Source organism: Streptomyces sp. NBC_00370 (assembly GCF_036084755.1).
GTDB lineage: Bacteria > Actinomycetota > Actinomycetes > Streptomycetales > Streptomycetaceae > Streptomyces.
This window is the reverse complement of sequence record NZ_CP107968.1, coordinates 1,972,629-1,994,540: the sequence shown is the minus strand read 5'-3', so window position 1 is coordinate 1,994,540 and position 21,912 is coordinate 1,972,629. Positions and strand designations below refer to the sequence as shown.

Genomic DNA, 21,912 nt, shown 5'->3' with positions numbered 1-21,912 from the left:
GTCATCGCGAGCAGTGACCAGGGAACCCGGTCCGCCGAACGGCGGGCCGGGTTCCTGTCGTCCCTACAGCGGTTGCCCCGGCTCTCCCGGCAGGCCGGGCGCCGATTCGGCGGTGACGACCCGCCGGTCCCGTGGCGGCTTGCGCAGCACGGTCGCGACGAGCGTGACCAGGGTGCCGCCCACCGCCCAGGCGCAGAGCACCAGCAGCGGCCCGGTGACCGCGTTGCCGCGGAAGTACGCGATCGACCTGGCCACCCAGGTCCCGGCGCCCGGTGGCAGCGCGGGCCCGATCGACCGCCAGAAGTCCGGCAGCAGCGGCAGCGGGAAGGCGCCGCCCGCGCTCGGATTGCCGGCGACGACGATCAGCAGGATGGCGAGACCGATACCGACGACGCCGAAGACCGCCTGTAGGGCCAGGGTGGCGGCGCCGACGGCGAACACCGTGAGCGCGCCGAGCCCCCACAGCCCGAACACGCTGCCCGGCAGGGCGTTCAGGATCGGTCCCGTGATCACCGCGCCGAGGATGCCTCCCACGACGGCGTACAGCGCCATCACACCCAGCCGGATCACGGCCCTGCTGCGGTTGGCCGGCCGCGCGCCCGCGCTGATCGCGAGGATCGCCGCGCACAGGTAGCCGCCGACGCACCAGCCGATGACGAGATAGAACGACGAGAGGCCGTCGGCGTCCTGGACGGTGGCGGGCGCGACGTCGTCGGGCCTGAGCGAGCGCTGCTGCTGTTGTTCGAGGCCGCCGAAGAGATTGAGCAGGATGCTGGTCTCGGTGGAGCCCTGCCCCGAGGCGATCAGCAGGGTGTCGGTGCTCGACCGGGGGTCGACGAGGAGAGCGGCGTCGATGTCGCGGTTCAGCATCTGCTTGCGCGCCGTCTTCTCGTCCGGGAGCACCCGGGGGTCCAGCGGACTGCCCGAGAGCTGCTTCAGCTCCCCGGCCAGCTGGGTGGCGGTCTGCCCGGGGGCGACGACGGCGACCTTGATGTCCGTCGGCTTCGGATGGTGCAGGGCGCCGACGTACGAGGCGATGAACAGCAGTTGCAGCGCCAGCACACCGATGACGAGCAGCGCTGCCCGTGGGGTGACGGCGGTCTTCACCTCGTCGACGAATGTCATGTCCCCACCGTCCTGGGCGCGCGGTATCCGCGCAGGTGGGGAGAGTCTGAATGGCGTAAGGACGGCCACGGGCGGGCCCGGGGAGCCGGGAGGCCAGGCGTCCCACGGGTATCGCACGCACGTTCGAAACTTGGTCTATGGTGGAACTCGGGGAGGCGAGCAGGACTGATCCAGGACGACCCAGGAGGTGCGGATGCCCGGGTTCACGCATCTGCACACCGTGTCCGGTTTCTCCCTGCGGTACGGCGCCTCCCACCCGGAGCGGCTCGCGGCGCGCGCCGCCGAACGGGGCATGGACGCCCTGGCGCTCACCGACCGCGACAGCCTCGCCGGCGCCGTCCGCTTCGCCAAGGCGTGCGCCGTGGAAGGGGTGCGCCCGCTGTTCGGGGTGGATCTCGCGGTGGGCGAGCGGGCGCGTGAGGAGGGCCCCACCTCGCGCAGGCGCACCCCCGTGCGCGGCGGTGCCTTCATCGACGAATCGGCGCCGCGCGCCGTCTTCCTCGCCCGGGACGGCGCGGCCGGCTGGGCCGACCTGTGCCGGCTGGTGACCACGGCGCACGCGGCGGGGGAGGGCGGCCCGCTGCTGCCGTGGCGCGACAACCACGGCGCGGGGCTCACCGTCCTGCTCGGCCCCGACTCGGAGATCGGCCGCGCCGTCGCCGCCGGCCGCCCCGACCGGGCCGCCAGGCTGCTCGCGCCCTGGCGGGAGGTCTACGGCGACGCGCTGCGGCTGGAGATCGTCCACCACGGGCGTACCGGCACGGGCCCTGGATCGCTGCGGCACGCCGCCCGCACCCTCGGCTTCGCCGCCGAACAGGGCGTACGGCCCGTGCTCGGCAACGCCGTCCGGTACGCGGACGCCGGGCAGGGCCCGGTCGCCGACGTACTGGACGCGGCCCGCAGGCTGATCCCCATCGATCCGCGCCGTGGCCTGGACACCGGGGAGCGCTGGCTCAAGGACCCGGAGGCGATGGCGCGTACCGCCGAGCTGGTCGCCGAGGCCGCCGGATTCCGGCGTGACATCGCGCACCGGCTGCTCGCCATGACCGAGGAGACGGCGGCGAGCTGTCTCGTCGACCCCGAGGACGACCTGGGGATCGGCACCGTCCACTTCCCCGAACCCCGGCTGGTCGGCGCCGACCGGCGCAGCGCCTCACGGGTGCTGCGCTCGCGCGCCGCCGCCGGGATGGTGCTGCGCGGCTACGACCGGCGCGCCGACCACCGCGTGTACTGGTCCCGGATGGAGGCCGAGCTGCGCACGATCGACACGATGGGGTTCGCCTCGTACTTCCTCACCGTCGCCGGCGTCGCCGACGACATCCGGGGGATGGGCATCCGGGTCGCCGCCCGCGGCTCGGGCGCCGGCTCCCTGGTCAACCATCTGCTGGGCATCGCCCACGCCGATCCGGTCGCGCACGGACTGCTGATGGAACGTTTCCTCTCCACCCGGCGCCCCGGTCTCCCCGACATCGACATCGACGTGGAATCGGCCCGGCGGCTTGAGGTGTACCGCGCGATCCTCGACCGGTTCGGCGGTGAGCGGGTCGCCGCCGTCGCCATGCCCGAGACCTACCGGGTGCGCCATGCCGTACGGGACGTCGGCGCCGCCCTGTCCATGGACCCGGCCGAGATCGACCGGATCGCCAAGGCGTTCCCGCACATCCGCGCCCGGGACGCCCGTACGGCGATGGCGGAGCTGCCCGAGCTGCGCGAGGTCGCCGGGCAGCAGGAGCGGCACGGCAGGCTCTGGGAGCTGGTGGAGGCGCTGGACGCGCTGCCGCGCGGGATCGCCATGCACCCGTGCGGGGTGCTGCTCTCCGACGCGTCGCTGCTGCGCCGTACGCCGGTGGTGCCGACCAGCGGCGAGAGCTTCCCGATGTCCCAGTTCGACAAGGAGGACGTGGAGGATCTCGGGCTGCTCAAGCTCGATGTCCTCGGGGTGCGGATGCAGTCGGCGATGGCGCACGCCGTCGCCGAGATCGAGCGCGCCACCGGCGACGCCGTGGACATCGACGACCCGGCGCAGGTGCCCGAGGGCGACCCGGCGACCTACGACCTCATCCGCTCGGCCGAGACCCTGGGCTGCTTCCAGATCGAATCGCCGGGCCAGCGCGATCTGGTGGGCAGGCTGCAGCCCGCCACCTTCCACGACCTGGTGGTCGACATCTCGCTCTTCCGGCCCGGCCCGGTCGCCGCCGACATGGTCCGGCCGTTCATCGAGGCCCGGCACGGCAGGGCGCCGATCCGCTATCCGCACCCGGACCTGGAGGCGCCGCTGCGCGAGACCTACGGGGTGGTCGTCTTCCACGAGCAGATCATCAGGATGGTGGACATCATGACCGGCTGCGGCCGCGAGGAGGCCGACAAGGTGCGCCGGGGGCTCTCCGACCCGGAGTCGCAGGGCCGGATCCGCGCCTGGTTCGAACAGCGGACCGTGGAGCGCGGGTACGCGCCGGAGGTGGTGGCGCGCGCCTGGGCGATCGTCGAGGCGTTCGGCTCGTACGGCTTCTGCAAGGCGCACGCGGTCGCCTTCGCCGTGCCGACGTACCAGTCGGCCTGGCTCAAGGCGCACCATCCCGCCGCCTTCTACGCCGGGCTGCTCACCCATGACCCGGGGATGTATCCCAAGCGGCTGCTGCTGGCGGACGCGCGGCGGCGCGGGGTGCCGGTGCTGCCGCTGGATGTGAACGCGTCGGCGGCCACTCATAGAATCGAACTGGTGTCTGATAGCGGTGGGGTTGGAGGCGGGATGGGAGAGGACAGGGTCCCGGTATGGGGGCTGCGGCTCGCGCTCCGCGACGTCCACGGCATCAGCGAGGCGGAGACCGCGCGGATCGAGGCGGCGCAGCCGTACTCCTCGCTGCTGGACTTCTGGCAGCGGGCCAGGCCCAGCCGTCCGGTGGCCGAACGGCTGGCGCAGGTCGGGGCGTTGGACCGGTTCGGCGCCAACAGGCGTGATCTGCTGCTGCATCTGTCCGAGCTGCACGGCGCGCAGCGCAGGACGGGCGCCGGCCACGGCGACCAACTCCCGCTCGGGGGCGGGCAGCGGACCGCGCCCGCCGGCCTGCCCGACCTGGGCGACGCCGAACGGCTCAGCGCCGAGCTGGGCGTCCTCGGCATGGACGCGTCCCGCCATCTGATGGGGGACCACCACGCGTTCCTGAAGGAGCTGGGGGTGATGTCCGCCAAGCGGCTGCGGGCGGCGCCGCACGGCAGCACCGTCCTGGTCGCGGGCGCCAAGGTGGCCACCCAGACCCCGCCGATCAGGTCGGGCAAGCGGGTCATCTTCACGACGCTCGACGACGGTACGGGCCTGGTCGACCTCGCCTTCTTCGACGACAGCCACGAGGCGTGCGCGCACACCGTCTTCCACTCCTGGCTGCTGCTGGTACGCGGGGTGGTGCAGCGCAGGGGGCCGCGCAGCCTCAGCGTGGTGGGCGCCGCCGCGTGGAATCTGGCGGAACTGGTGGAGCTGCGGGAGCGAGGCGGCCTCGACGCGGTGGCGGCGGCCCTCAACGAGCCCGCCGAGCAGCCTGTCGCGGCCGACGGGTCCGCCGACAACGGCCGGCGCATCCAACTGCCCACCGGGTACGAGATGAACCCGTGGGCCGACCTCCGTCCTGCGGGCGAGGGCGTGCCGACCGGCCAGAAGCTGCGCAAGCTGTGGCATTCGAGCCCGGGGAGCGCCGGATGATCCTCTGTGTACGGTTCCACCACTCGCACGCGCAGTCCCACGATGACGACGGCGACGCCGTTGACGCCGTCGACGTGACCCCGCTGCTCGGGCTGATCGAGGACATCAGCCCGGTCGTCCAGGCGCTGCCGCCGGACTCCGCGCTCGTCGATGTGCGCGGCGCCCAGCGGTACTTCGGGCAGGACGCGGCCGGGATCGCCGCCGTGCTGCGGGTACGGGCACTCGCGCACGCCGGGGCGGGCTGCACGATCGGGGTGGCCGGCACCCCGATGCTGGCCAGGATGGCCGCGCGGGAAGCCGGGCGGGGAACGACGCTCGTGGTGCCGGACGACGAGCGCGCCGTCCAGCGGTTCCTGGCGCCCCGGCCGGTCGCCGCGCTGCCCGGGATCGGTACGGCGACGGCGCGGGCGCTGGGCTCGTACGGCATCGACACCGTGGGGAAGGCGGCGGCCGTACCGCTGTCGACCCTGCAACGGGTCATCGGGACGCGGCGGGGCCGCGAGGTGTACGAGAAGGCGCACGGCGTGGACGGCGCGCCGGTCGTGCCGAACGCGGCCTCCCGCTCGCTCGCCGCCGAACGGTCCTTCCCCCGCGACGAGTTGGACCAGGAGCGGCACCGGCGCGCGCTGCTCTCGATCACCGAGGAGCTGGGCGTGCGGATGCGCGGTTCCGGTCAGGTGTGCCGGTCGCTCACACTCACCGTGCGCTACGCCGACCGCTCCACCACCGTCCGCACCCGCGCGCTGCGCGAACCGACCGCCCACTCGGGGGCGCTCACCGCCGCCGCGTACCGGATCCATGAGTCGCTCGGGCTGCAACGGGCCCGGGTGCGGGCGCTCTCGGTGCGGGCCGAGGACCTGCTCCCCGCCGAACGGGCCACCCGGCAGCTGACGTTCGACCCGGTGGACGACCGGGCGCGCCGGATCGAGGAGGTCGCCGACCTCGTACGCGCCAAGTTCGGCCCGCAGACGCTGTTCCCGGGCTCGCTGGCCGCGTGAGCCCGGCAGCCGCCCGGTCAGCGGGGGGCGGTGAACGCGCGGCGGGCGTACGCGACGAACTCCCGTACGGCGGGGGTCTGGGTGTCCCGCCAGACCAGCGAGAGCAGAGCCGGGGCCTGGGCATCCTCGATGATGTGGCCGCCGAGCCGGTCGCCGTAGCGCGCGGCCATCGACTCGCTGAGGACGGCGACGCCGAGCCCGCGGGCGGCCAGCTCGGCGATGGCGTCGGAGGCGCTGGCCTGGAGCGTGATCACCGGGTGGAGGTCCTGGGCGGCGCAGGCCCGGTCGAAGACCGTGCGCAGTCCGGTACCCGGCGGCATGCACACGATCGGGTGGGCGCACACGTCACGCAGGGTGATCCGCTTCGGTTCCGTCAGCGGATGTCCGGCCGGAACCGCGACGACGAGCCGTTCGCTGACGATCGTCAGTGACTCAAGCCCCTCGGGGGCGGGGGCCGCGGTGCCGACGAGAGCCAATTCGATGCTGCCGGCGCGCACTTCCTCGGCCAGCCGCTCGGAGTTGTCCTCCAGGAGGGAGATCTCCACCCCGGGATGCGTCCGGTGGAAGGCGGCGAGGGCTTCGAACAGCGGGGTGAGCGTGCAGCCGATGACCATTCCGACGGTGAGCCTGCCCCGGATCAGATCGGTCACCTCGCCCACCGCCTGACCGACAGCGCCCGCGGCGGCGAGCGCGGCCCGCGCCGGTCCGAGCGCGGCCTTCCCCGCGACGGTGAGGACCGTCGTGCGCGCCGACCGGTCGAACAGCTCGGCGCCCAGCTCCCGTTCCAGCTGGCGGATCTGGGCGCTGACACCGGACTGGCTGATGTGCACCCGCTCGGCGGCCCGGGTGAAGTTCCGCTCCTCGGCGACCGCGACGAAGTATTCGAGCTGCCTCAAGTCCATGAGTGTTGATTCTAGCTTCCAGCAGGACCATCTGTTGGACTTCTGGTGCGGGGGTGACCAGGCTGGGAATCACCGAAGCCCCTGGCGTGAGGAGAAAGTCATGACGGAGTACGAGAAGGCCATGCGCCCCGAGGACATCACCCGGCTGTTCGTCGAACGGTCCAACGCGGGCGACGCCGCCGGGGTCGCCGAACTCTACGAACCGGATGCGGTGCTGGCGTACCCGCCCGGCGGGCGGACGGTCGGCCGGGAGGCGATCCGCGCGCTGTGGGAGAAGGTGCTGGCGGGCCGGCCGCACTTCGAGCAGGAGGAACCGCTGCCGACCCTGCTGAGCGGTGACATCGCGCTCACCTCGACACCGCCCAAGGACGGGTCGGGAGCCCGTGCGCAGGTCGTCAGGCGCCAGCCGGACGGAAGCTGGCTGCGGCTGCTGGACCAGCCCGAGTTCACCCCTCCCGCCGGCTGATCGCCCTCGGGTCTTCCCCGGGCGCGCGCCAGTTCGATGCCCGATCCCGGCAGGTGTTGCTGCCGGGATCGCGGGACGCGGGAGATTACCGTGCTGTCGTCGCAGTTTTTACCGACGCGTAACTTCCCCCCGCTTTCTACTGGCACGTAACTTGGCATGAACACAGCCATCCTTGTGGTCCGGGCCATATGGCTGCCAGTCATCGCCATTCCCTTGAGCCGCAAGGAGACCGCCCGATGCTGCCCTGGAAACGCGCACTCGGACCACTGGCCGCGCTGCTGCTCGCAGCCACCGCCACCCTGACCGCCGCCCCGGCCGCTTCCGCCGCCCCGCTCGCCGCCTCGGCGCCGAGCAGCGGCTGGAACAACTACTCCTGCAAACCGTCCGCGGCCCACCCGCGTCCGGTCGTCCTCGTCCACGGCACCTTCGGCAACGGCGTCGACAACTGGCTCGCCCTCGCCCCGTACCTGGTGAACCGCGGCTACTGCGTCTTCTCCCTCGACTACGGCCAACTCCCGGGCGTGCCGCTCATCTACGGCATCGGCCCCATCGACGCGTCGGCGGGTCAGCTCGCCACCTTCGTCGACAAGGTGCTCGCCGCCACCGGGGCGCCCAAGGCCGATCTGGTCGGCCACTCGCAGGGCGGCATGATGCCGCGCTACTACCTCAAGTTCCTCGGCGGCGCCGCGAAGACGAACGCCATGATCGGCATCGCCCCCGACAACCACGGCACCACGCTGAACGGCCTCACCGCGCTGCTGCCGTACTTCCCCGGCGCCAAGGACCTGCTGACCATGGCGACCCCGGGCCTCGCCGACCAGGTGGCGGGCTCACCCTTCCTCACCAAGCTCAACGCGGGCGGTGACACCCAGCCGGGTGTGCACTACACGGTGATCGCCACCCGCTACGACGAGGTCGTCACGCCGTACCGCAGCCAGTTCCTGACCGGACCCGACGTGCGCAACGTGCTGCTCCAGGACCTGTGCCCGGTCGACCTCTCGGAGCATGTGGCGATCGGTACGGTCGACCGGATCGCGTACCACGAGGTGGCCAACGCCCTGGATCCCGCCCACGCCACCCCGACCACCTGCGCCTCGGTCGTCGGCTGACCCGACGACCGGCTGACGCCACAACCGTCCGGATGGCAGGGTGGGGAAATGGCGGAGCTCTGGGACCCCGCGGCGGCCGGAGTTCTCCGGCTGCCGTCCGGGCGGCTGGTACGGGGACGGGGGTTGCGGCGGGCGATGCCCGCCGGGGCCGTCCCGGCGTTCGGCGTCTATCTGTTGGGCAAGCCGCCGCCCGAAGTCCCCTGGGAGAGCCGGTGGTTGCGCTGGCCCGACTTCCGGTTGCCCGCCGACCGGGAGCGGGCCGCCGCGCTGTTCGCCGACGTGTGGGAGCGCGCGGGGAGTGAGCGCGTCGAGGTCGCCTGCGGCGGCGGACGGGGCAGGACCGGCACGGCGCTGGCCTGCCTCGCCGTCATCGACGGCGTCCCCGCGGACCGGGCCGTGGCGTACGTGCGGCGGCATTACGAAGCGCGCGCCGTGGAGACGCCGTGGCAACGGCGTTACGTCGCGCGCTTCGGTCAGCCGTCCTGGCCGTCCTAGCCGTCAGCGGCTGTGCCGGCCGCCGGTGGAGACCGCCTTGCGCCGGGTCGTACCGAACATGATGGCCGCGCCGAGCGCGAGCGCCGCCGCCCCGCCGATCGTGTAGATCGGGGTGTTGCTGTCGCTTCCCGTCTCCGCCAGATTGTCCTGCGAGGCGGTCGGCTGTGCGACCACCGCGTCGGCGTTGGTGACGACGGGGTCGTTGCCCTCTTCGCCCGCGTACTCGTCGCCCTCGTCCGCCGGCTCGGCCGCCGCCGGAGCGGCGGGATGGGTCGCGCCGCCCTCGTGGCCGGTGTGGTCGACGGACGACTTGTCGGCGCCGTCGGCGACCTGCTCGTTCGTGGGGGCCGAGGCGGTCGGCGCCGCACCGGCCGGGGCGCCGTTGTCCTGGCCGAAGACCACGTCCGAGCAGGTGTAGAACGCCTCGGGGCTGTCGGAGCGCTGCCAGATCGAATAGATCAGGTGGCGGCCCGACTTGTTGGGGACGATGCCGTCGAAGACGTAGTCACCGTTGACCAGCTTCGGGTCGGTGACCTTCAGGAAGGGCGTGTCCTCCAGGTCCGACCACTTCAGCGGCTCGGCGGGGTCGTAGCCGTCCTTGGTGATGTACAGCTCGAAGGAACCCCTGTGCGGGGCGGTCGCCTTGTAACGGAACGTCCGGTTACCCGCGTTGAGCTTCGTGGACGGCCAGTCGGCGCGGGCCAGGTCGAGCCCCTTGTACTTGTCCCTGCCCGCGCTGCACAGCTTGCCGTCGGGTATCACCTGACGGCTGTTCCCCGCGGCGTCGGGGAGGTTGACCTCGTTCCAGTCGTAGAACGGCTGGGTGCCGCCGGCCGCGACAGCGGCCTTGCAGGCGGCGGACTGCGGCTGCTCGGGCCCCTCGGCGTAGCAGGCGGCGACGCGGCTGACCGGGTCCGTCATCGACCCGTGGGCGACGGCGGGTACCGAGGTCAGACCGACCACGGCGAGCGGGACGAAGCCCAGGACGACTACCCCGGCAGCCTTGCGACGAGCGGTCATGTACGGGTTCTCCTTCGGGGCGGTGCAGAGCCAAGAGAGCGGGGCGGGATTCGTGCCGACGGCGTGACCTCCCGTGTCGGGCGCCACCGGATCCGAACCCGCCCCGGCGATCAGCAAGTTATCCGCTCCAAACCTCGAAATCCCCCGCCAGGAGGGGCCGGTGCCCATCCTTATGCTCCGCTTAAGGAACCACTAAGGACCGGCACAGGCCGGTGCCCGTCCGGGGCCGGGATCGCGGGGGACGGGCGTTGTCAGTGGGGGATGCCAGGATCGGATCATGACCTCGATCGACTGGAACGCCGAAGCCGGCACCTTCGACCAGGAGCCCGACCACGGGCTGCTGGACCCCGCCGTGCGGGCCGCCTGGGACGGGCGGCTCGGGGGGTGGCTGCCCCGGGAGCCGGCCGATGTGCTCGATCTCGGGTGCGGCACGGGCAGCCTGGCGCTGCTCGCCGCCGAGCGGGGGCATCGGATCACCGGGGTCGATCTCTCGCCCCGGATGGTGGAGCTGGCGCGCCGCAAGCTGGCGGGGACGGGCGCCGATGTGCTGGTCGGCGATGTCCAGGCGCCGCCGGTGGCGGGGCGCACCTTCGACGTGGTGCTGGCCCGGCACGTGCTGTGGGTGGTGGACGACCCCGAGGCGGTCCTGCGGCAGTGGGTCTCGCTGCTGCGGCCCGGTGGCAGGCTGGTGCTGGTCGAGGGGGTCTGGGCGGGGACGGGGCTGCCCGCGACCCGGGTCGTCCGCGCGCTCGGTCCGCTCGCCGAGCGCGTCCATCACGAGCCGCTGTCGGACGACCCGGCGCTCTGGGGCCGGGCCGTGGACGACGAGCGGTACGCGGTGGTCGCGCGCACCGCCGCCACGCCGCGCCACCGCGAAGTGGTCGACGTCCATCTGATCCTGCGCCGGGGCGACGAGGTGCTGCTCGCCCGCCGCGCCGGCACCGGTTACGCCGACGGGCTGCTCAACGGGCCTTCGGGGCATGTGGAGGACGGTGAGGACGTCCGTACGGCCATGATCCGCGAGGCGGCCGAGGAGATCGGCGTCGAACCGGACCCGGAGGATGTGCGGGTCGCCCTGGTCATGCAGCATCGCGGCCCCGGCGGCAATCCCCGGATCGGCTGGTTCTTCGAGGTCGCCTACGGCAAGGGCGGCGAGCCGTACAACCGCGAGCCGGACAAGTGCTCGGGGCTCTCCTGGCACCCGCTGGACGACCTGCCGGACGACATGGTTGCCTACTGCCGGGCCGCCCTCGACGCCTACCGCGCGGGCGAGCGGTTCCTCGTCCACTGGCACGAGGACGACGACCCCGTCGCGTACCGGCCCGAGGGAGCGCGCCGGGCGGTGCACCTTCCGCCCAGCGGGCCGTGGGGGACAATCGCCGGGTGACCCTGAAGATCGTGATCGACCCGGCAGCCACCCCCGCGCCGTACGAGCAGCTGCGTACGCAGATCTCGGCGCAGGCCCGCAAAGGCACCCTGCCGGTCGGCTACAAGCTGCCGACCGTGCGGGGACTCGCCGAGGAGCTGGGCCTCGCCGCCAACACCGTCGCCAAGGCGTACCGGGCCCTGGAGAGCGACGGGGTGATCGAGACCCGTGGCCGCAACGGCACCTTCGTCGCCGCGGCGGGCGACGCCGCCGAGCGTGGGACGGCCGCCGCCGCGCAGGCGTACGCGGACCGGGCCCTGCGCCTCGGGCTCAGCAAGGCGGCGGCGCTGGCGGCCGTCGAGGACGCCCTGCGGGCCGCCTACGCCAACAAGCCGTAGACGTACACGTAGCCGCGTCGCGCGCCCTCAGAGGTACAGGCCCGCCTCGCCCGGCTGCCGCGCCGGGACCGACGCCGGGCCGTGGCCGCGCCGCAGCGCGTACAGCTCGGCAAGCGTCGCGCCCTCGCGGCCCACCGTGCCGTCCCAGTCGCCCTCGTCGCGGCCCAGCCACGCCATCGACTCCGCGCGGGTCAGCGACCCCACCTCGATCCTGGCCAGACAGCGCCCCGGCCTGACCACCGCCGGGTGCAGCCGCTCCAGGTCCTCGTTGGTCGTCACCCCCACCAGCACGTTCCGGCCCTGGCCGAGCAGCCCGTCGGTCAGGTTCAGCAGCCGCGACAGCGCCTGGCCGGCCGTGTGCTTGGCCTCGCCGCGGATCAGTTCGTCGCAGTCCTCCAGGAGCAGCAGCCGCCAGCGGCCCTTCGCCGAGCCGTCGTCCTCGCCGATCGCGATGTCCATCAGATAGCCGACGTCGTTGAACAGCCGCTCGGGGTCCAGCACGCAGTCCACCTGGCACCAGTCGCGCCAGGAGCGGGCCAGGGTGCGCAGCGCCGAGGTCTTGCCGGTGCCCGGCGGGCCGTGCAGCAGGAGCAGCCGTCCGGCGATGTCGTCGGGCGTGACCTTCATCAGCTGATCCAGCGCGTCGGCCACCGGCGCCGTGTAGTTGGCCCGCACGTCGTCCCACGTGCCGGCGGCGATCTGGCGGGTGGTGCGGTACGGGCCGCGCCGCGGCGACACGTACCAGAACCCCATGGTCACGTTCTCGGGCTGGGGCTCCGGTTCGTCCCGGGCGCCCTCGGTCGTCCGGCCGTGGATCTGCTCGGCGAGTTCGGCGCTGACCGCCGTCACCGTCACGTCGGCGCCGTGGTTCCAGCGGGAGACCAGCAGCGTCCAGCCGTTGCCCTCGGAGAGCGTCGCGCTGCGGTCGTCGTCGCGCGCCGAGCGCAGCACGGTGGCGCCGGGCGGCAGCAGCGGGACCCCCGGCTTGACCCGGTCGATGGTGGAACTGTGCGAGAACGGCTGCTCGCCCGTCGCGAAGCGGCCGAGGAACAGCGCGTCGACGACATCCGAAGGGGAGTCGCTGTCGTCGACGGTGAGCCGGATCGGCAGTGCGTCCTGTGGCTTGGCAGACATGACGCACATGATCCGGCACCGGGGCGGCCGGTGCACGGCCTTTTGTCCCGCGACCGGGGCGGCGGCCACGGCGGCGATCTGTCCAACTCGCCCTGAAATCGGCAGGATAGGGTGATCTTCGCGGCAACTCGTATGGGTGTGCTTAATGCTGCAGGCGGGATACACGAGTGTCGGGTGGGAGCGATAGGGTTAACCTGCCCGGGTCGGGTGCCCTCGTACGGGTGGGGAGTGACATGGAACAGATAACAGTGCACAGCAGGGCGCGAGTCCCTGCGATCACATGCGGGAGCAGCGCGACGAGTTCGCGCCTCGACCGCCATCTCTCGGTGCTCGGCGGCCCTGCCGTCCCACAGCGTGAGACGGCGGAAGCGACGCTTCTGATGCGTGAGCTGACCTCGCGTTCGAGCGACGAGACGGAGGCCCGCAGCAAGAGCAAGAGCGCGCGTGTCTCGCTCTTCGCGCCCCTGCGGCGTCTGCGCCGCTCGCTGTTCGGCAGCCGCCGCTGACTCCACTCCCGACCCCACGGCGATCCACAACCCGCTCGGGCGAGTACGCCGTCCGACGCAGTGCCGCGCTCATTTCACCCGTTCTCCCCGACGGTCCGCGGCAGTGCGTCGGTGTCAAGTCCCCCTAGATCGGGGCGAATCAGATCAGGGCGAACTGCCCTTCCGGCCCTTCCTCGTGATGATCGAAGACCGAGGCGGGACGCCGCGCTGCCGAGGGCACCGGCAGAATCCCGGCGGCCGTCAGCTCGTCCCGGCCGATCCCGGGTCCCTTCCGCACCTTCTCCCGCAATTCCCGCGCCGGTGCGCGCAGTTCGGCGAGCAGCGTCAGAATCGTGATCAACTCCAGCAGCTCGGACGTCCATTCGGGCAGCCAGCCGGCCGGCCGGATCGCCGCCAGCCCCTCGATCCCGTCCTCCGGCACGGCCGTACGCCGCTCGAACCACAGCTCAAGCACCCGCACCCCGCCCACCGTGAAGTCCCAGGCCCCTGCGGACACGGGAGAGATACGCCCCTCCCCGACGAGCAGCGTCTGCCCGTCCGGTTCGAATCCCAGCGTCTCGGCCCTGCCGGTGACGGCGGCACGCACATAGGGCCGGCGGCCGCCCGGCAGCCGGGGACGCTCGCCGCCGTGCGCCCCGCGCAACTGCGCGCGCGTCATCCGCTCGCCGAGGCCGACCCCCGCCGCCCACAGCTCAGGATCGCCCGTCAGCGGCACCACACACCCGCCGGGCGACGGCTCGGCCACGGCGAGGGCCCAGGCCAGCACCTGCTCGGCGGTGACATCGAGGCCGTACCGGTCCGTCAGCAACTCCCGCAGCCCCGGGGCGAGATTGGGCTCCACGCCCCCCGGGCGGCGGTAGAGGGGCCGGATCCTGCCCGGCCGCCCCGCCGGCGAACGGCCGTCCGGGAGCAGGGCGCCCACCAGCAGCGCGGGACCCGCCGCCCCCGGTACGTACCCCTGCTCGACGGCGAAGAGCTGCCGGTCGTCGGCGACCCGCCACAGCTCGGGACGCGCAGCGTCGATCAGCCGGTGGTCGGGGATCAGCCACTGCTCGTCGAACGGGCCGTGGGTGACCCGCAGCGGCTCGGGGCAGGGGCCCGACTCGCGGGCGAGGCGCGCCGTCGAGGTCGGGCGGCCCGGCAGCGCGGCGACCGCGCTGAGCGGCGTACGGGCCCTGGTCGGTACGAACAGTTCCTCGCGCTCGGCGCCTTCGGCCCGTATCAGCCGGTCCCAGCGGGCGATCAGCGAAGCGCGGTCCTGCGCCATGACCCAGGATCTGCCGAGCCGCAGCGGGGCCGCCGACCACGGCATCAGATCGCTCAGCGGCGGGGCGGTCGGCGAGGGCGTCGGCGGGGCCGTCATCCGGGCAAACCCTCCTTGTCGGCCACAGGTTCTGTGTGCGAAAGCCTAACGACCGGGTCCGTCAGTCCGCCTCGACGGTGACCGAGAAGGCGAACCGGTCGCCCCGGTAGTGGATCCGCGCCACATCCACCACCCGGCCGTCCTGGTCGTAGGTCACCCCCGTGTAGTGCAGGATCGGGCTGAGCAGCGGCACCTTCAGCAGCTCGGCGGTGGCCGGGTCGGCGAGCCTCGCCTCGACGGTGTCGGTGACCCGGCTGATCCGTACCCCGAGCGCGTCGCGCAGTACCTTCGTCATCGGCCAGCGCTCCAGATCGGCGATGTCGAGCCCGGCCGCGACGTCGGGACGGACCGCGTTGCGCGCCCAGTTGACCGGCTCGCCGCTCTCGCTGTCGCAGCGCAGCCGGGTGTACGACATGATCTCGTCGAGACCGGGGAAGTGCTCGGCGAGTTCGCCGGGCACCGGCGCCGGACCGTGGGCGAGGACCGTGGTGCGCTCCCCGGACTGCTGCGCCACGATCGCGTCGATCGACCCGAGCAGCCGGCGCGGAGCGCCGCGCCGGGCGCCGGGCTCGATGAAGGTGCCGCGCCGCCGGTGCCTGCTGATCAGCCCCTCGGTCTCCAGCTCCTTCAGGGCCTGCCGCATGGTCAGCACGCTGACCCCGTAGTGGGCCGCCAGCCGTTCCTCGGTGGGCAGCCGCAGGGGGTCCTGCGGGCGGCGGCCCAGGATCGAGGCGCGCAGCGACTGCGACACCTGGTACCACAGCGGCAGCTTGCGGTTCAGGGCCAGCGAGTCGGGGGCGAAGTCGGACACCGGCAGCTCCGTAAGCTCCGTAACGAGGTCAGGGCCTGAAGTGGCGTTGCAGACCCTGCCACACGTCGTCGTAGCCCTGTTGCAGGTGTCCGGCGTTCGCCGCCTGCTCGGTGACCGTCACCGGCCAGCGGGTCTCGAACATGAAGGCGAGCCCGTCGTCGATCTTCTGCGGCCGCAGCTCGGCCGCGCTCGCCCGCTCGAACGTCTCCCGGTCGGGGCCGTGCGCGGACATCATGTTGTGCAGCGAGCCGCCGCCCGGCACGAAGCCCTCCGCCTTGGCGTCGTAGGCGCCCTCGATGAGCCCCATGTACTCGCTCATCACGTTGCGGTGGAAGTACGGGGGCCGGAAGGTGTCCTCGCCGACCAGCCAGCGCGGCGCGAAGACCACGAAGTCGACGCCCGCGAGCCCCGGGGTGTCCGAGGGCGAGGTGAGGACCGTGAAGATCGACGGGTCCGGGTGGTCGTAGCTGATGGAGCCGAGGACGTTGAAGCGGCGCAGGTCGTAGACGTACGGCACATGGTTGCCGTGCCAGGCCACGACGTCCAGCGGTGAGTGGTCGTAGGTGGCGGACCAGAGGTTCCCGCAGAACTTGCTGATCACCTCGACCGGCCGTTCGACGTCCTCGTAGGCGGCGACCGGGGCGAGGAAGTCCCGCGCGTTCGCGAGGCCGTTGGCGCCGATCGGGCCGAGGTCGGGGAGCGCGAACGGACGGCCGTAGTTCTCGCACACATAGCCGCGGGCGCTCTCGTCCAGCAGCTCCACCCGGAAGCGGACCCCGCGCGGGACCAGCGCGATCTGCCCCGGCCGGGCGGCGAGCAGGCCGAGTTCGGTACGGAGCAGCAGGCCGCCGCGCTCGGGGACGATCAGCAGTTCGCCGTCTGCGTCGCTGAACACCCGGTCGGTCATGGGGGCGTTGGCGTGGTAGAGGTGCACGGCCATGCCGGTGCGCTGCGCCGCGTCGCCGTTGCCGCCCAGGGTCCACAGGCCGGCCAGGAAGTCGGTGCCGGGGGCCGGTTCGGGGAGCGGGTTCCAGCGCAGCCGGTTCGGGTCGGCCGCCCTGCCCGTGAACGGCGCGCCCGCGAGGGCGCCGCCCGGCACCCGGACGAACGGCGGATGCGCCGCCGAAGGGCGGATGCGGTACAGCCACGAGCGGCGGTTGTGGGCGCGCGGCTCGGTGAAGGCGCTGCCGCTGAGCTGTTCCGCGTACAGCCCGAGCGGCGCGCGCTGCGGCGCGTTGCGGCCGTGCGGCAGGGCGCCCGGCACCGCCTCGGAGCTGTGTTCGTTGCCGAAGCCCGCGGAGTGGTCGAGCTCCGCTGCGGTCTTCCTGGCCTGTTCGATGCCGGTCATCATGCGCTCCCGTGCTGGGGATCCCCCGGAGTCTTCTGAATCCTATGGTCCACCGTAGGATTGCGACAGAGGGGCGTCAACGGTGCCGCGCGGGGACCCGTCGCCGATCCGGACCGGTCGCGCTTCGTCTACGACTCATGACTGTCAGGCGTCCACCGAACTTGCCGTATTGCTGTCGTGTTGTGGTAATTCCCGTGACAGGGGCGTTCCGCCTTGTCCCGTGGTGCCCTTTGGTATGGGGGACTACCTCTTCTTAACGGGCGGAACCCTCATGACTCGCGCCATCTCACTCAACAGCGTCAGCAAGGTGTACGGACGCACGGCACGCGCCGTCGACCGCTTCTCGCTCGACATCACGCCGGGGGAGTTCGTCGTACTCCTCGGTCCTTCCGGCTGCGGCAAGTCCACCGTCCTGCGCATGATCGCCGGGCTTGAGGACATCACCGAGGGGGAACTCCTCCTCGACGGTGAGTACTCGAACCTGGTGCCGCCCCGCGAACGCGGCATGGCCATGGTCTTCCAGAACTTCGCGCTCTACCCGAGCATGACTAACCGCGAGAACATCGGCTTCCCGCTGCGGCTGGAGAACCCGCACCTGGACAGCACCGAACGGGTCGAGGCGACCGCCCGGATGCTGGGCATCGAGAGCGTCCTCGACCGCTACCCGAGCCAGCTGTCCGGTGGTGAGCGGCAGCGGGTCGCGATGGGCAGGGCCATCTCCCGCCATCCGTCGGTCTTCCTGATGGACGAGCCGCTGTCCAACCTCGACGCGAAGCTGCGCAACCACCTGCGCGCCGAGATCGCCCAGCTCACCGGTGAACTGGGCGTCACCACGGTCTATGTGACGCATGATCAGGCGGAGGCGATGTCGCTCGGCGACCGGGTCGCCGTGATGCGCGGCGGGGTGCTGCAACAGGTCAGCCCGCCGCGCGAGGTGTACGCCCTGCCGGAGAACGTGTTCGTTGCCGCCTTCATCGGCACGCCGCGGATCAATCTGCTCCAGGCCGTCGTGTACGCGCCGCTGGACGGCCGGATGTCGATCAACCTCGGCAAGCAGCGGCTGCCGCTGCCCGAACCCCTCAGCCAGGAGCACCAGTTGCTCCGTATCCAGCAGGGCAGGGAGGTCATCGTGGGGCTGCGGTCCGAGGCGGTGCGGATCGCGCCGCCGAGCCAGGCGCGGCCCGGCGAGGTGGCGCTCAGCGGCCTGGTCGAGCACATGGAGTACCAGGGGCACGAGGCGCTGGTCCATCTCAACACCGGGTCCAAGGCGGCCGTCGTCACCGATCTCGAATCGCCGAGGCCGCGCACGGCGCCGCGCCGCCGTAAGAGCGGCGGCGGAGCGGGCGTGCTGGAGCGGCTCAAGGAGCGCGCCGCGGGCGCGGTCGCCCATGTCAGCGGCGGTTCCGTGGGGGTGCTCGACGAGCCGGAGCGGCGGCAGGAGGGTCCCGTGAGCTACACGGAGCGGCCCGCCATCGCCGCCGCCGACCTGGTCGTGCGGACCGGGCCCGACATGTGGCTGCGGCCCGGCGCCCAGGTGCCGCTCCTGGTCGATCTGGCGCATCTGTACGTCTTCGACAACTACGGCCGGCGGATCTGCCCGGCGCCGCGCGACCTGCCGGGGCTCGACGGGTGACCCGCACCGGGCCTGGGGTCTGTCGTGTGGATCGTGCCGGGCTCGCGGGCGCTGGCACCGCGCCTCGCGGCGTTGTCGTCGGTCGACGACGCTCCGCGTCGCCTCCCTCCTCCGCCTTGCGATCCACGGCACCAGCGCCCGCTCCCTGACCCGGCCTGATCCACACGACAGACCCCCGGCGGGTGGGCGCACCGGCCGCCACCCTGGCGCCGTAAAACTAACACCGCTAGTTTGGGTCTGACACATCCGGACTCGGAAGGACTGGCGATGAAGGCACACGACGGGATGTACATCCGGGGGGAGTGGCGGCCGGCCGCCGGTACCGGGACGATCGCCGTCGTCAACCCGGCGGACGAGCAGATCATCGCGGAGGTCCCCGCCGGTACGGCGCAGGACGTGGACGCCGCCGTACGCGCCGCGCGCGACGCCTTCCCCGGCTGGGCCGCCACCCCGCCCGCCGAGCGCGCCGCGCGGATCGCCGCGCTGCGCGACGCCATGGTGGCCCGCAAGGACGAGATCGCGGAGACCGTCACCGCCGAACTGGGCACCCCCATCGGTCTCTCGCAGGTCGTCCACGCCAACCTGCCGATCTCCGTGGCCGGTTCGTTCGCGGAGCTGGCCGGCACGTACGCCTTCGAGGAGAAGGCGGGCAACTCGACCGTGCTGCTGGAGCCGGTGGGCGTGGTCGGCGCCATCACCCCCTGGAACTACCCGCTGCACCAGATCGTGGCGAAGGTCGCGCCCGCCCTCGCCGCGGGCTGCACGGTGGTGCTCAAGCCCGCCGAGGACACCCCGCTCGTGGCGCAGTTGTTCGCCGAGTGCGTCCACGAGGCGGGGCTGCCCGCCGGGGTCTTCAACCTCGTCACCGGCCTCGGCGCGGTCGCGGGACAGGCGCTCGCCGCGCACGAGGGCGTCGACCTGGTCTCCTTCACCGGGTCCACGGCGGTCGGCAGGCAGATCGGCGCGACGGCGGGCGCGGCGGTCAAGCGGGTCGCGCTGGAGCTGGGCGGCAAGTCGGCCAACGTGATCCTGCCGAGCGCCGACCTCGCCAAGGCCGTCAAGGTCGGCGTCGCCAACGTCATGTCCAACTCCGGCCAGACCTGCAGCGCGTGGACCCGGATGCTGGTCCACACCGACCAGTACGACGAGGCGGTCGAGCTGGCACGCGCTGCGGTCGCCAAGTACGCGGCGGGCGACCCGCACGACCCGGCCAGCCGGCTCGGTCCCGTTGTCAGCGCCAAGCAGCGCGAGCGGGTGCGCGGTTACATCGACCAGGGCGTCGCGGCGGGCGCCAGGCTCGTCGCGGGCGGCTCCGAAGCGCCCCATCCGGCCGGCTACTACGTCGCGCCGACCCTCTTCGCCGACGTCACTCCGGAGATGACCATCGCGCAGGAGGAGATCTTCGGCCCCGTCATCTCGATGCTCCGCTACGCGGACGAGGACGACGCCCTGCGGATCGCCAACGGCACCGTCTACGGCCTCGCGGGCGCCGTCTGGGCCGGTGACGAGGCGGAGGCCGTGGCCTTCGCCCGGCGGATGGAGACGGGCCAGGTCGACATCAACGGCGGCCGGTTCAACCCGCTCGCCCCGTTCGGCGGTTACAAGCAGTCGGGTGTCGGCCGCGAGCTGGGCACGCACGGCCTCGCCGAGTACCTCCAGACCAAGTCCCTCCAGTTCTGAGCCGGGAGAAGCATCCGTGACACGCGCCGCCGTCCTGTCCGCAGTCGGAGCCCCGCTGGAGATCCGCGACATCGAACTCCCCGAGCCGGGACCCGGCCGGGTCCGCATCCGGCTCGCCGCCGCGGGCGTCTGCCACTCCGACCTGTCCCTGTCCAACGGCACCATGCGGGTGCCGGTGCCCGCCGTGCTCGGCCATGAGGGCGCCGGTACGGTCGTCTCCGTCGGCGAAGGCGTCAGCCATGTCGCCCCCGGCGACCGGGTCGTCCTCAACTGGGCCCCGTCCTGCGGCGTTTGCCACGCCTGCGAGCTGGGCGAGGTGTGGCTCTGCGCTAAGGCGCTGGCGGGCGCGGCCGATGTGCACGCCCGCACCGCCGACGGCACCGAACTGCACCCCGGGCTGAACGTCGCCGCCTTCGCCGAGGAGACCGTCGTCGCGGCCAACTGCGTACTGCCGCTGCCCGACGGTGTGCCGCTCACCGACGCCGCGCTGCTCGGCTGCGCCGTGCTCACCGGCTTCGGCGCCGTCCACCACTCGGCGCGCGTGCGCGCCGGCGAGAGCGTGGTCGTCTTCGGCGTCGGCGGGGTCGGTCTCGCCGTCCTGCAGTCGGCGCGGATCGCGGGCGCCTCGACCGTCATCGCGGTGGACGTCACCCCGGAGAAGGAGGCGCTGGCGCGCGCGGCGGGCGCGACGGAGTACGTCGTCGCCTCCGGCACCACCGCCAGGGAGATCAGGAAGCTCACCGGCGGCCACGGCGCCGACGTGGCCGTCGAGTGCGTCGGCCGCGCCGTCACCATCCGCGCCGCCTGGGACTCCACCCGGCGCGGCGGCCGTACGACGGTCGTCGGCATCGGCGGCAAGGACCAGGAGGTGACGTTCAACGCCCTGGAGCTGTTCCACTGGGGCCGTACGCTCGCCGGCTGCGTCTACGGCGACAGCGACCCGGCGAAGGACCTACCGGTGCTGGCCGAGCACATCAGGGTGGGCCGCTTCGACCTGGGCATGATGGTCACCGAACGGATCGGGCTCGACGGCATCCCCGCCGCCTTCGAGGCCATGCTGGCGGGCCGGGGAGGCCGGGCCCTGGTCGTCTTCTGAGCCGGTACGGGCCCCGCCGTGGTCAGCGGGGCGCCGTGGTCAGCGGGCCGCTGCGCTCAGCGGGCCGCCGCGTGCTGCTCGTACTGCGCGGTGAGCCCGTCGACCAGCGCCCGCAGCCCCGTCTCGAACGCGCCCTCGTCCACCTGGCGCTGCCGGTCGGCGAGCAGATGGGCCTGGCCGAGGTGCGGGTAGTCGGCCGGGTCGTACGCCGTCGCGTCGTCCGGGAAGCCGCGGGCGAACGAGCCGAGGGCCGAGCCGGTGATGAAGTAGCGCATCAGCGCGCCGATGTACGTGGCCTGGGCCGGCGGCCAGCCCGCCCTGACCATCGCGCCGAAGACCGCGTCGGCCACCCGCAGCCCGGCCGGGCGCCGTCCGGGGCCGCGCGCCAGCACCGGCACGATGTGCGGGTGGTCGGTGAGGGCCGCGCGGTAGGAGAGCGCCCAGTCGTGCAGCGCGGTGCGCCAGTCGCGTCCGTCGCTCTCGTCGAACATCGACAGGTCGACCTGGGCGCTGACCGCGTCCGCCACGGCTTCGAGGATCTCGTCCTTCGTACGGAAGTGGTTGTAGAGCGAGGGGCCGCTCACCCCCAGCTCGGCGGCGAGCCTGCGGGTGGAGACCGCTTCCAGGCCCTCGGCGTCCACGAGCGCGCTCGCCGTGGCGACGATGCGGTCTCGGCTGAGCAGGGGCTTGCGCGGTCTGGCCATGGCGCACATAGTAAGGGCTGCCCTGCGTAAACTAGCAGTGCTAATTAAAGTGAAGGGGAGCAGG

General features: G+C 72.6%; 19 protein-coding genes. 11 read left to right on the top strand and 8 right to left on the bottom strand.

The genetic code is table 11. The features are described from left to right. Positions 1 to 63: 63 nt before the first annotated feature. Positions 64 to 1,125 carry an ABC transporter permease gene (locus OHS57_RS08575; protein WP_328581553.1) on the bottom strand — a complete coding sequence of 354 codons (1,062 nt, stop codon included), beginning with the start codon at positions 1,123 to 1,125 and terminating at the stop codon, positions 64 to 66. A 193-nt stretch (positions 1,126 to 1,318) separates the two neighbouring features. Here OHS57_RS08575 and OHS57_RS08570 point away from each other — a divergent pair, with 193 nt between their 5' ends. After that, complete coding sequence (locus OHS57_RS08570; protein ID WP_328581552.1) at positions 1,319 to 4,819, top strand: DNA polymerase III subunit alpha; 3,501 nt, start codon at positions 1,319 to 1,321, stop codon at positions 4,817 to 4,819. Further along, the gene (locus tag OHS57_RS08565; RefSeq protein WP_328581551.1) at positions 4,816 to 5,817 is read left to right on the top strand and encodes a DNA polymerase Y family protein; all 1,002 of its coding nucleotides are present in this window, start codon (positions 4,816 to 4,818) and stop codon (positions 5,815 to 5,817) included. The genes OHS57_RS08570 and OHS57_RS08565 overlap by 4 nt, the downstream gene beginning before the upstream one ends. A 17-nt stretch (positions 5,818 to 5,834) precedes the next feature. Here the strand turns inward: OHS57_RS08565 and OHS57_RS08560 are convergent, their stop codons facing one another. After that, a complete protein-coding gene (locus tag OHS57_RS08560) occupies positions 5,835 to 6,719 on the bottom strand; it encodes a LysR family transcriptional regulator (protein WP_328581550.1) in 885 nt (294 codons plus the stop codon). A 100-nt stretch (positions 6,720 to 6,819) separates the two neighbouring features. Between OHS57_RS08560 and OHS57_RS08555 the strand changes: the two genes are divergently transcribed. From OHS57_RS08555 to OHS57_RS08545, 3 genes are all read left to right on the top strand, one after another. Next, positions 6,820 to 7,185 carry a YybH family protein gene (locus OHS57_RS08555; protein ID WP_041991210.1) on the top strand — a complete coding sequence of 122 codons (366 nt, stop codon included), beginning with the start codon at positions 6,820 to 6,822 and terminating at the stop codon, positions 7,183 to 7,185. 236 nt (positions 7,186 to 7,421) lie between these two features. After that, positions 7,422 to 8,294, top strand: a complete 873-nt coding sequence (locus OHS57_RS08550) for an esterase/lipase family protein (protein ID WP_041991212.1) — start codon at positions 7,422 to 7,424, stop codon at positions 8,292 to 8,294. Between the two features lie 48 nt (positions 8,295 to 8,342). Then, positions 8,343 to 8,789 carry a protein-tyrosine phosphatase family protein gene (locus tag OHS57_RS08545; RefSeq protein ID WP_328581549.1) on the top strand — a complete coding sequence of 149 codons (447 nt, stop codon included), beginning with the start codon at positions 8,343 to 8,345 and terminating at the stop codon, positions 8,787 to 8,789. A gap of 3 nt (positions 8,790 to 8,792) precedes the next feature. Here OHS57_RS08545 and OHS57_RS08540 read toward each other — a convergent pair whose 3' ends face one another. Further along, entirely contained in the window at positions 8,793 to 9,809 is a 1,017-nt protein-coding gene (locus OHS57_RS08540; protein ID WP_328581548.1) for a lytic polysaccharide monooxygenase auxiliary activity family 9 protein, read from the bottom strand. A gap of 277 nt (positions 9,810 to 10,086) precedes the next feature. Here OHS57_RS08540 and OHS57_RS08535 point away from each other — a divergent pair, with 277 nt between their 5' ends. Both OHS57_RS08535 and OHS57_RS08530 read left to right on the top strand, forming a co-directional pair. Beyond that, on the top strand, positions 10,087 to 11,196 hold the full coding sequence (locus tag OHS57_RS08535; protein WP_328581547.1) for a methyltransferase domain-containing protein: 1,110 nt from the start codon (positions 10,087 to 10,089) through the stop codon (positions 11,194 to 11,196). Next, on the top strand, positions 11,193 to 11,573 hold the full coding sequence (locus OHS57_RS08530; RefSeq protein ID WP_041991218.1) for a GntR family transcriptional regulator: 381 nt from the start codon (positions 11,193 to 11,195) through the stop codon (positions 11,571 to 11,573). Before OHS57_RS08535 ends, OHS57_RS08530 begins: the two co-directional genes overlap by 4 nt. A 27-nt stretch (positions 11,574 to 11,600) precedes the next feature. On the opposite strand, the gene OHS57_RS08525 is transcribed toward OHS57_RS08530, so the two are convergent. Further along, positions 11,601 to 12,707: a DUF5925 domain-containing protein gene (locus tag OHS57_RS08525; protein ID WP_328581546.1), complete on the bottom strand. Its 1,107-nt coding sequence runs from the start codon at positions 12,705 to 12,707 to the stop codon at positions 11,601 to 11,603. Between the two features lie 233 nt (positions 12,708 to 12,940). Between OHS57_RS08525 and OHS57_RS08520 the strand changes: the two genes are divergently transcribed. After that, complete coding sequence (locus tag OHS57_RS08520; protein ID WP_041991220.1) at positions 12,941 to 13,213, top strand: hypothetical protein; 273 nt, start codon at positions 12,941 to 12,943, stop codon at positions 13,211 to 13,213. 139 nt (positions 13,214 to 13,352) lie between these two features. On the opposite strand, the gene OHS57_RS08515 is transcribed toward OHS57_RS08520, so the two are convergent. From OHS57_RS08515 to hmgA, 3 genes are all read right to left on the bottom strand, one after another. Beyond that, on the bottom strand, positions 13,353 to 14,576 hold the full coding sequence (locus tag OHS57_RS08515; RefSeq protein WP_328581545.1) for a type ISP restriction/modification enzyme: 1,224 nt from the start codon (positions 14,574 to 14,576) through the stop codon (positions 13,353 to 13,355). Positions 14,577 to 14,637: 61 nt separating this feature from the next. Further along, a complete protein-coding gene (locus OHS57_RS08510) occupies positions 14,638 to 15,387 on the bottom strand; it encodes a GntR family transcriptional regulator (protein WP_041991225.1) in 750 nt (249 codons plus the stop codon). Between the two features lie 28 nt (positions 15,388 to 15,415). Then, entirely contained in the window at positions 15,416 to 16,735 is a 1,320-nt protein-coding gene (gene hmgA / locus OHS57_RS08505; RefSeq protein ID WP_328581544.1) for a homogentisate 1,2-dioxygenase, read from the bottom strand. Positions 16,736 to 17,006: 271 nt separating this feature from the next. On the opposite strand from hmgA, the gene OHS57_RS08500 reads away from it, so the two are divergent. The 3 genes from OHS57_RS08500 (at position 17,007) to OHS57_RS08490 (ending at position 21,144) form a co-directional block, all read left to right on the top strand. Then, on the top strand, positions 17,007 to 18,368 hold the full coding sequence (locus tag OHS57_RS08500; RefSeq protein ID WP_041991229.1) for an ABC transporter ATP-binding protein: 1,362 nt from the start codon (positions 17,007 to 17,009) through the stop codon (positions 18,366 to 18,368). Between the two features lie 267 nt (positions 18,369 to 18,635). Then, a complete protein-coding gene (locus OHS57_RS08495) occupies positions 18,636 to 20,048 on the top strand; it encodes an aldehyde dehydrogenase family protein (RefSeq protein ID WP_328581543.1) in 1,413 nt (470 codons plus the stop codon). Positions 20,049 to 20,064: 16 nt separating this feature from the next. Beyond that, positions 20,065 to 21,144 carry a zinc-binding dehydrogenase gene (locus OHS57_RS08490; RefSeq protein WP_328581542.1) on the top strand — a complete coding sequence of 360 codons (1,080 nt, stop codon included), beginning with the start codon at positions 20,065 to 20,067 and terminating at the stop codon, positions 21,142 to 21,144. Between the two features lie 56 nt (positions 21,145 to 21,200). Here OHS57_RS08490 and OHS57_RS08485 read toward each other — a convergent pair whose 3' ends face one another. Next, positions 21,201 to 21,848 carry a TetR/AcrR family transcriptional regulator gene (locus tag OHS57_RS08485; protein ID WP_041991235.1) on the bottom strand — a complete coding sequence of 216 codons (648 nt, stop codon included), beginning with the start codon at positions 21,846 to 21,848 and terminating at the stop codon, positions 21,201 to 21,203. Positions 21,849 to 21,912: the final 64 nt, after the last annotated feature.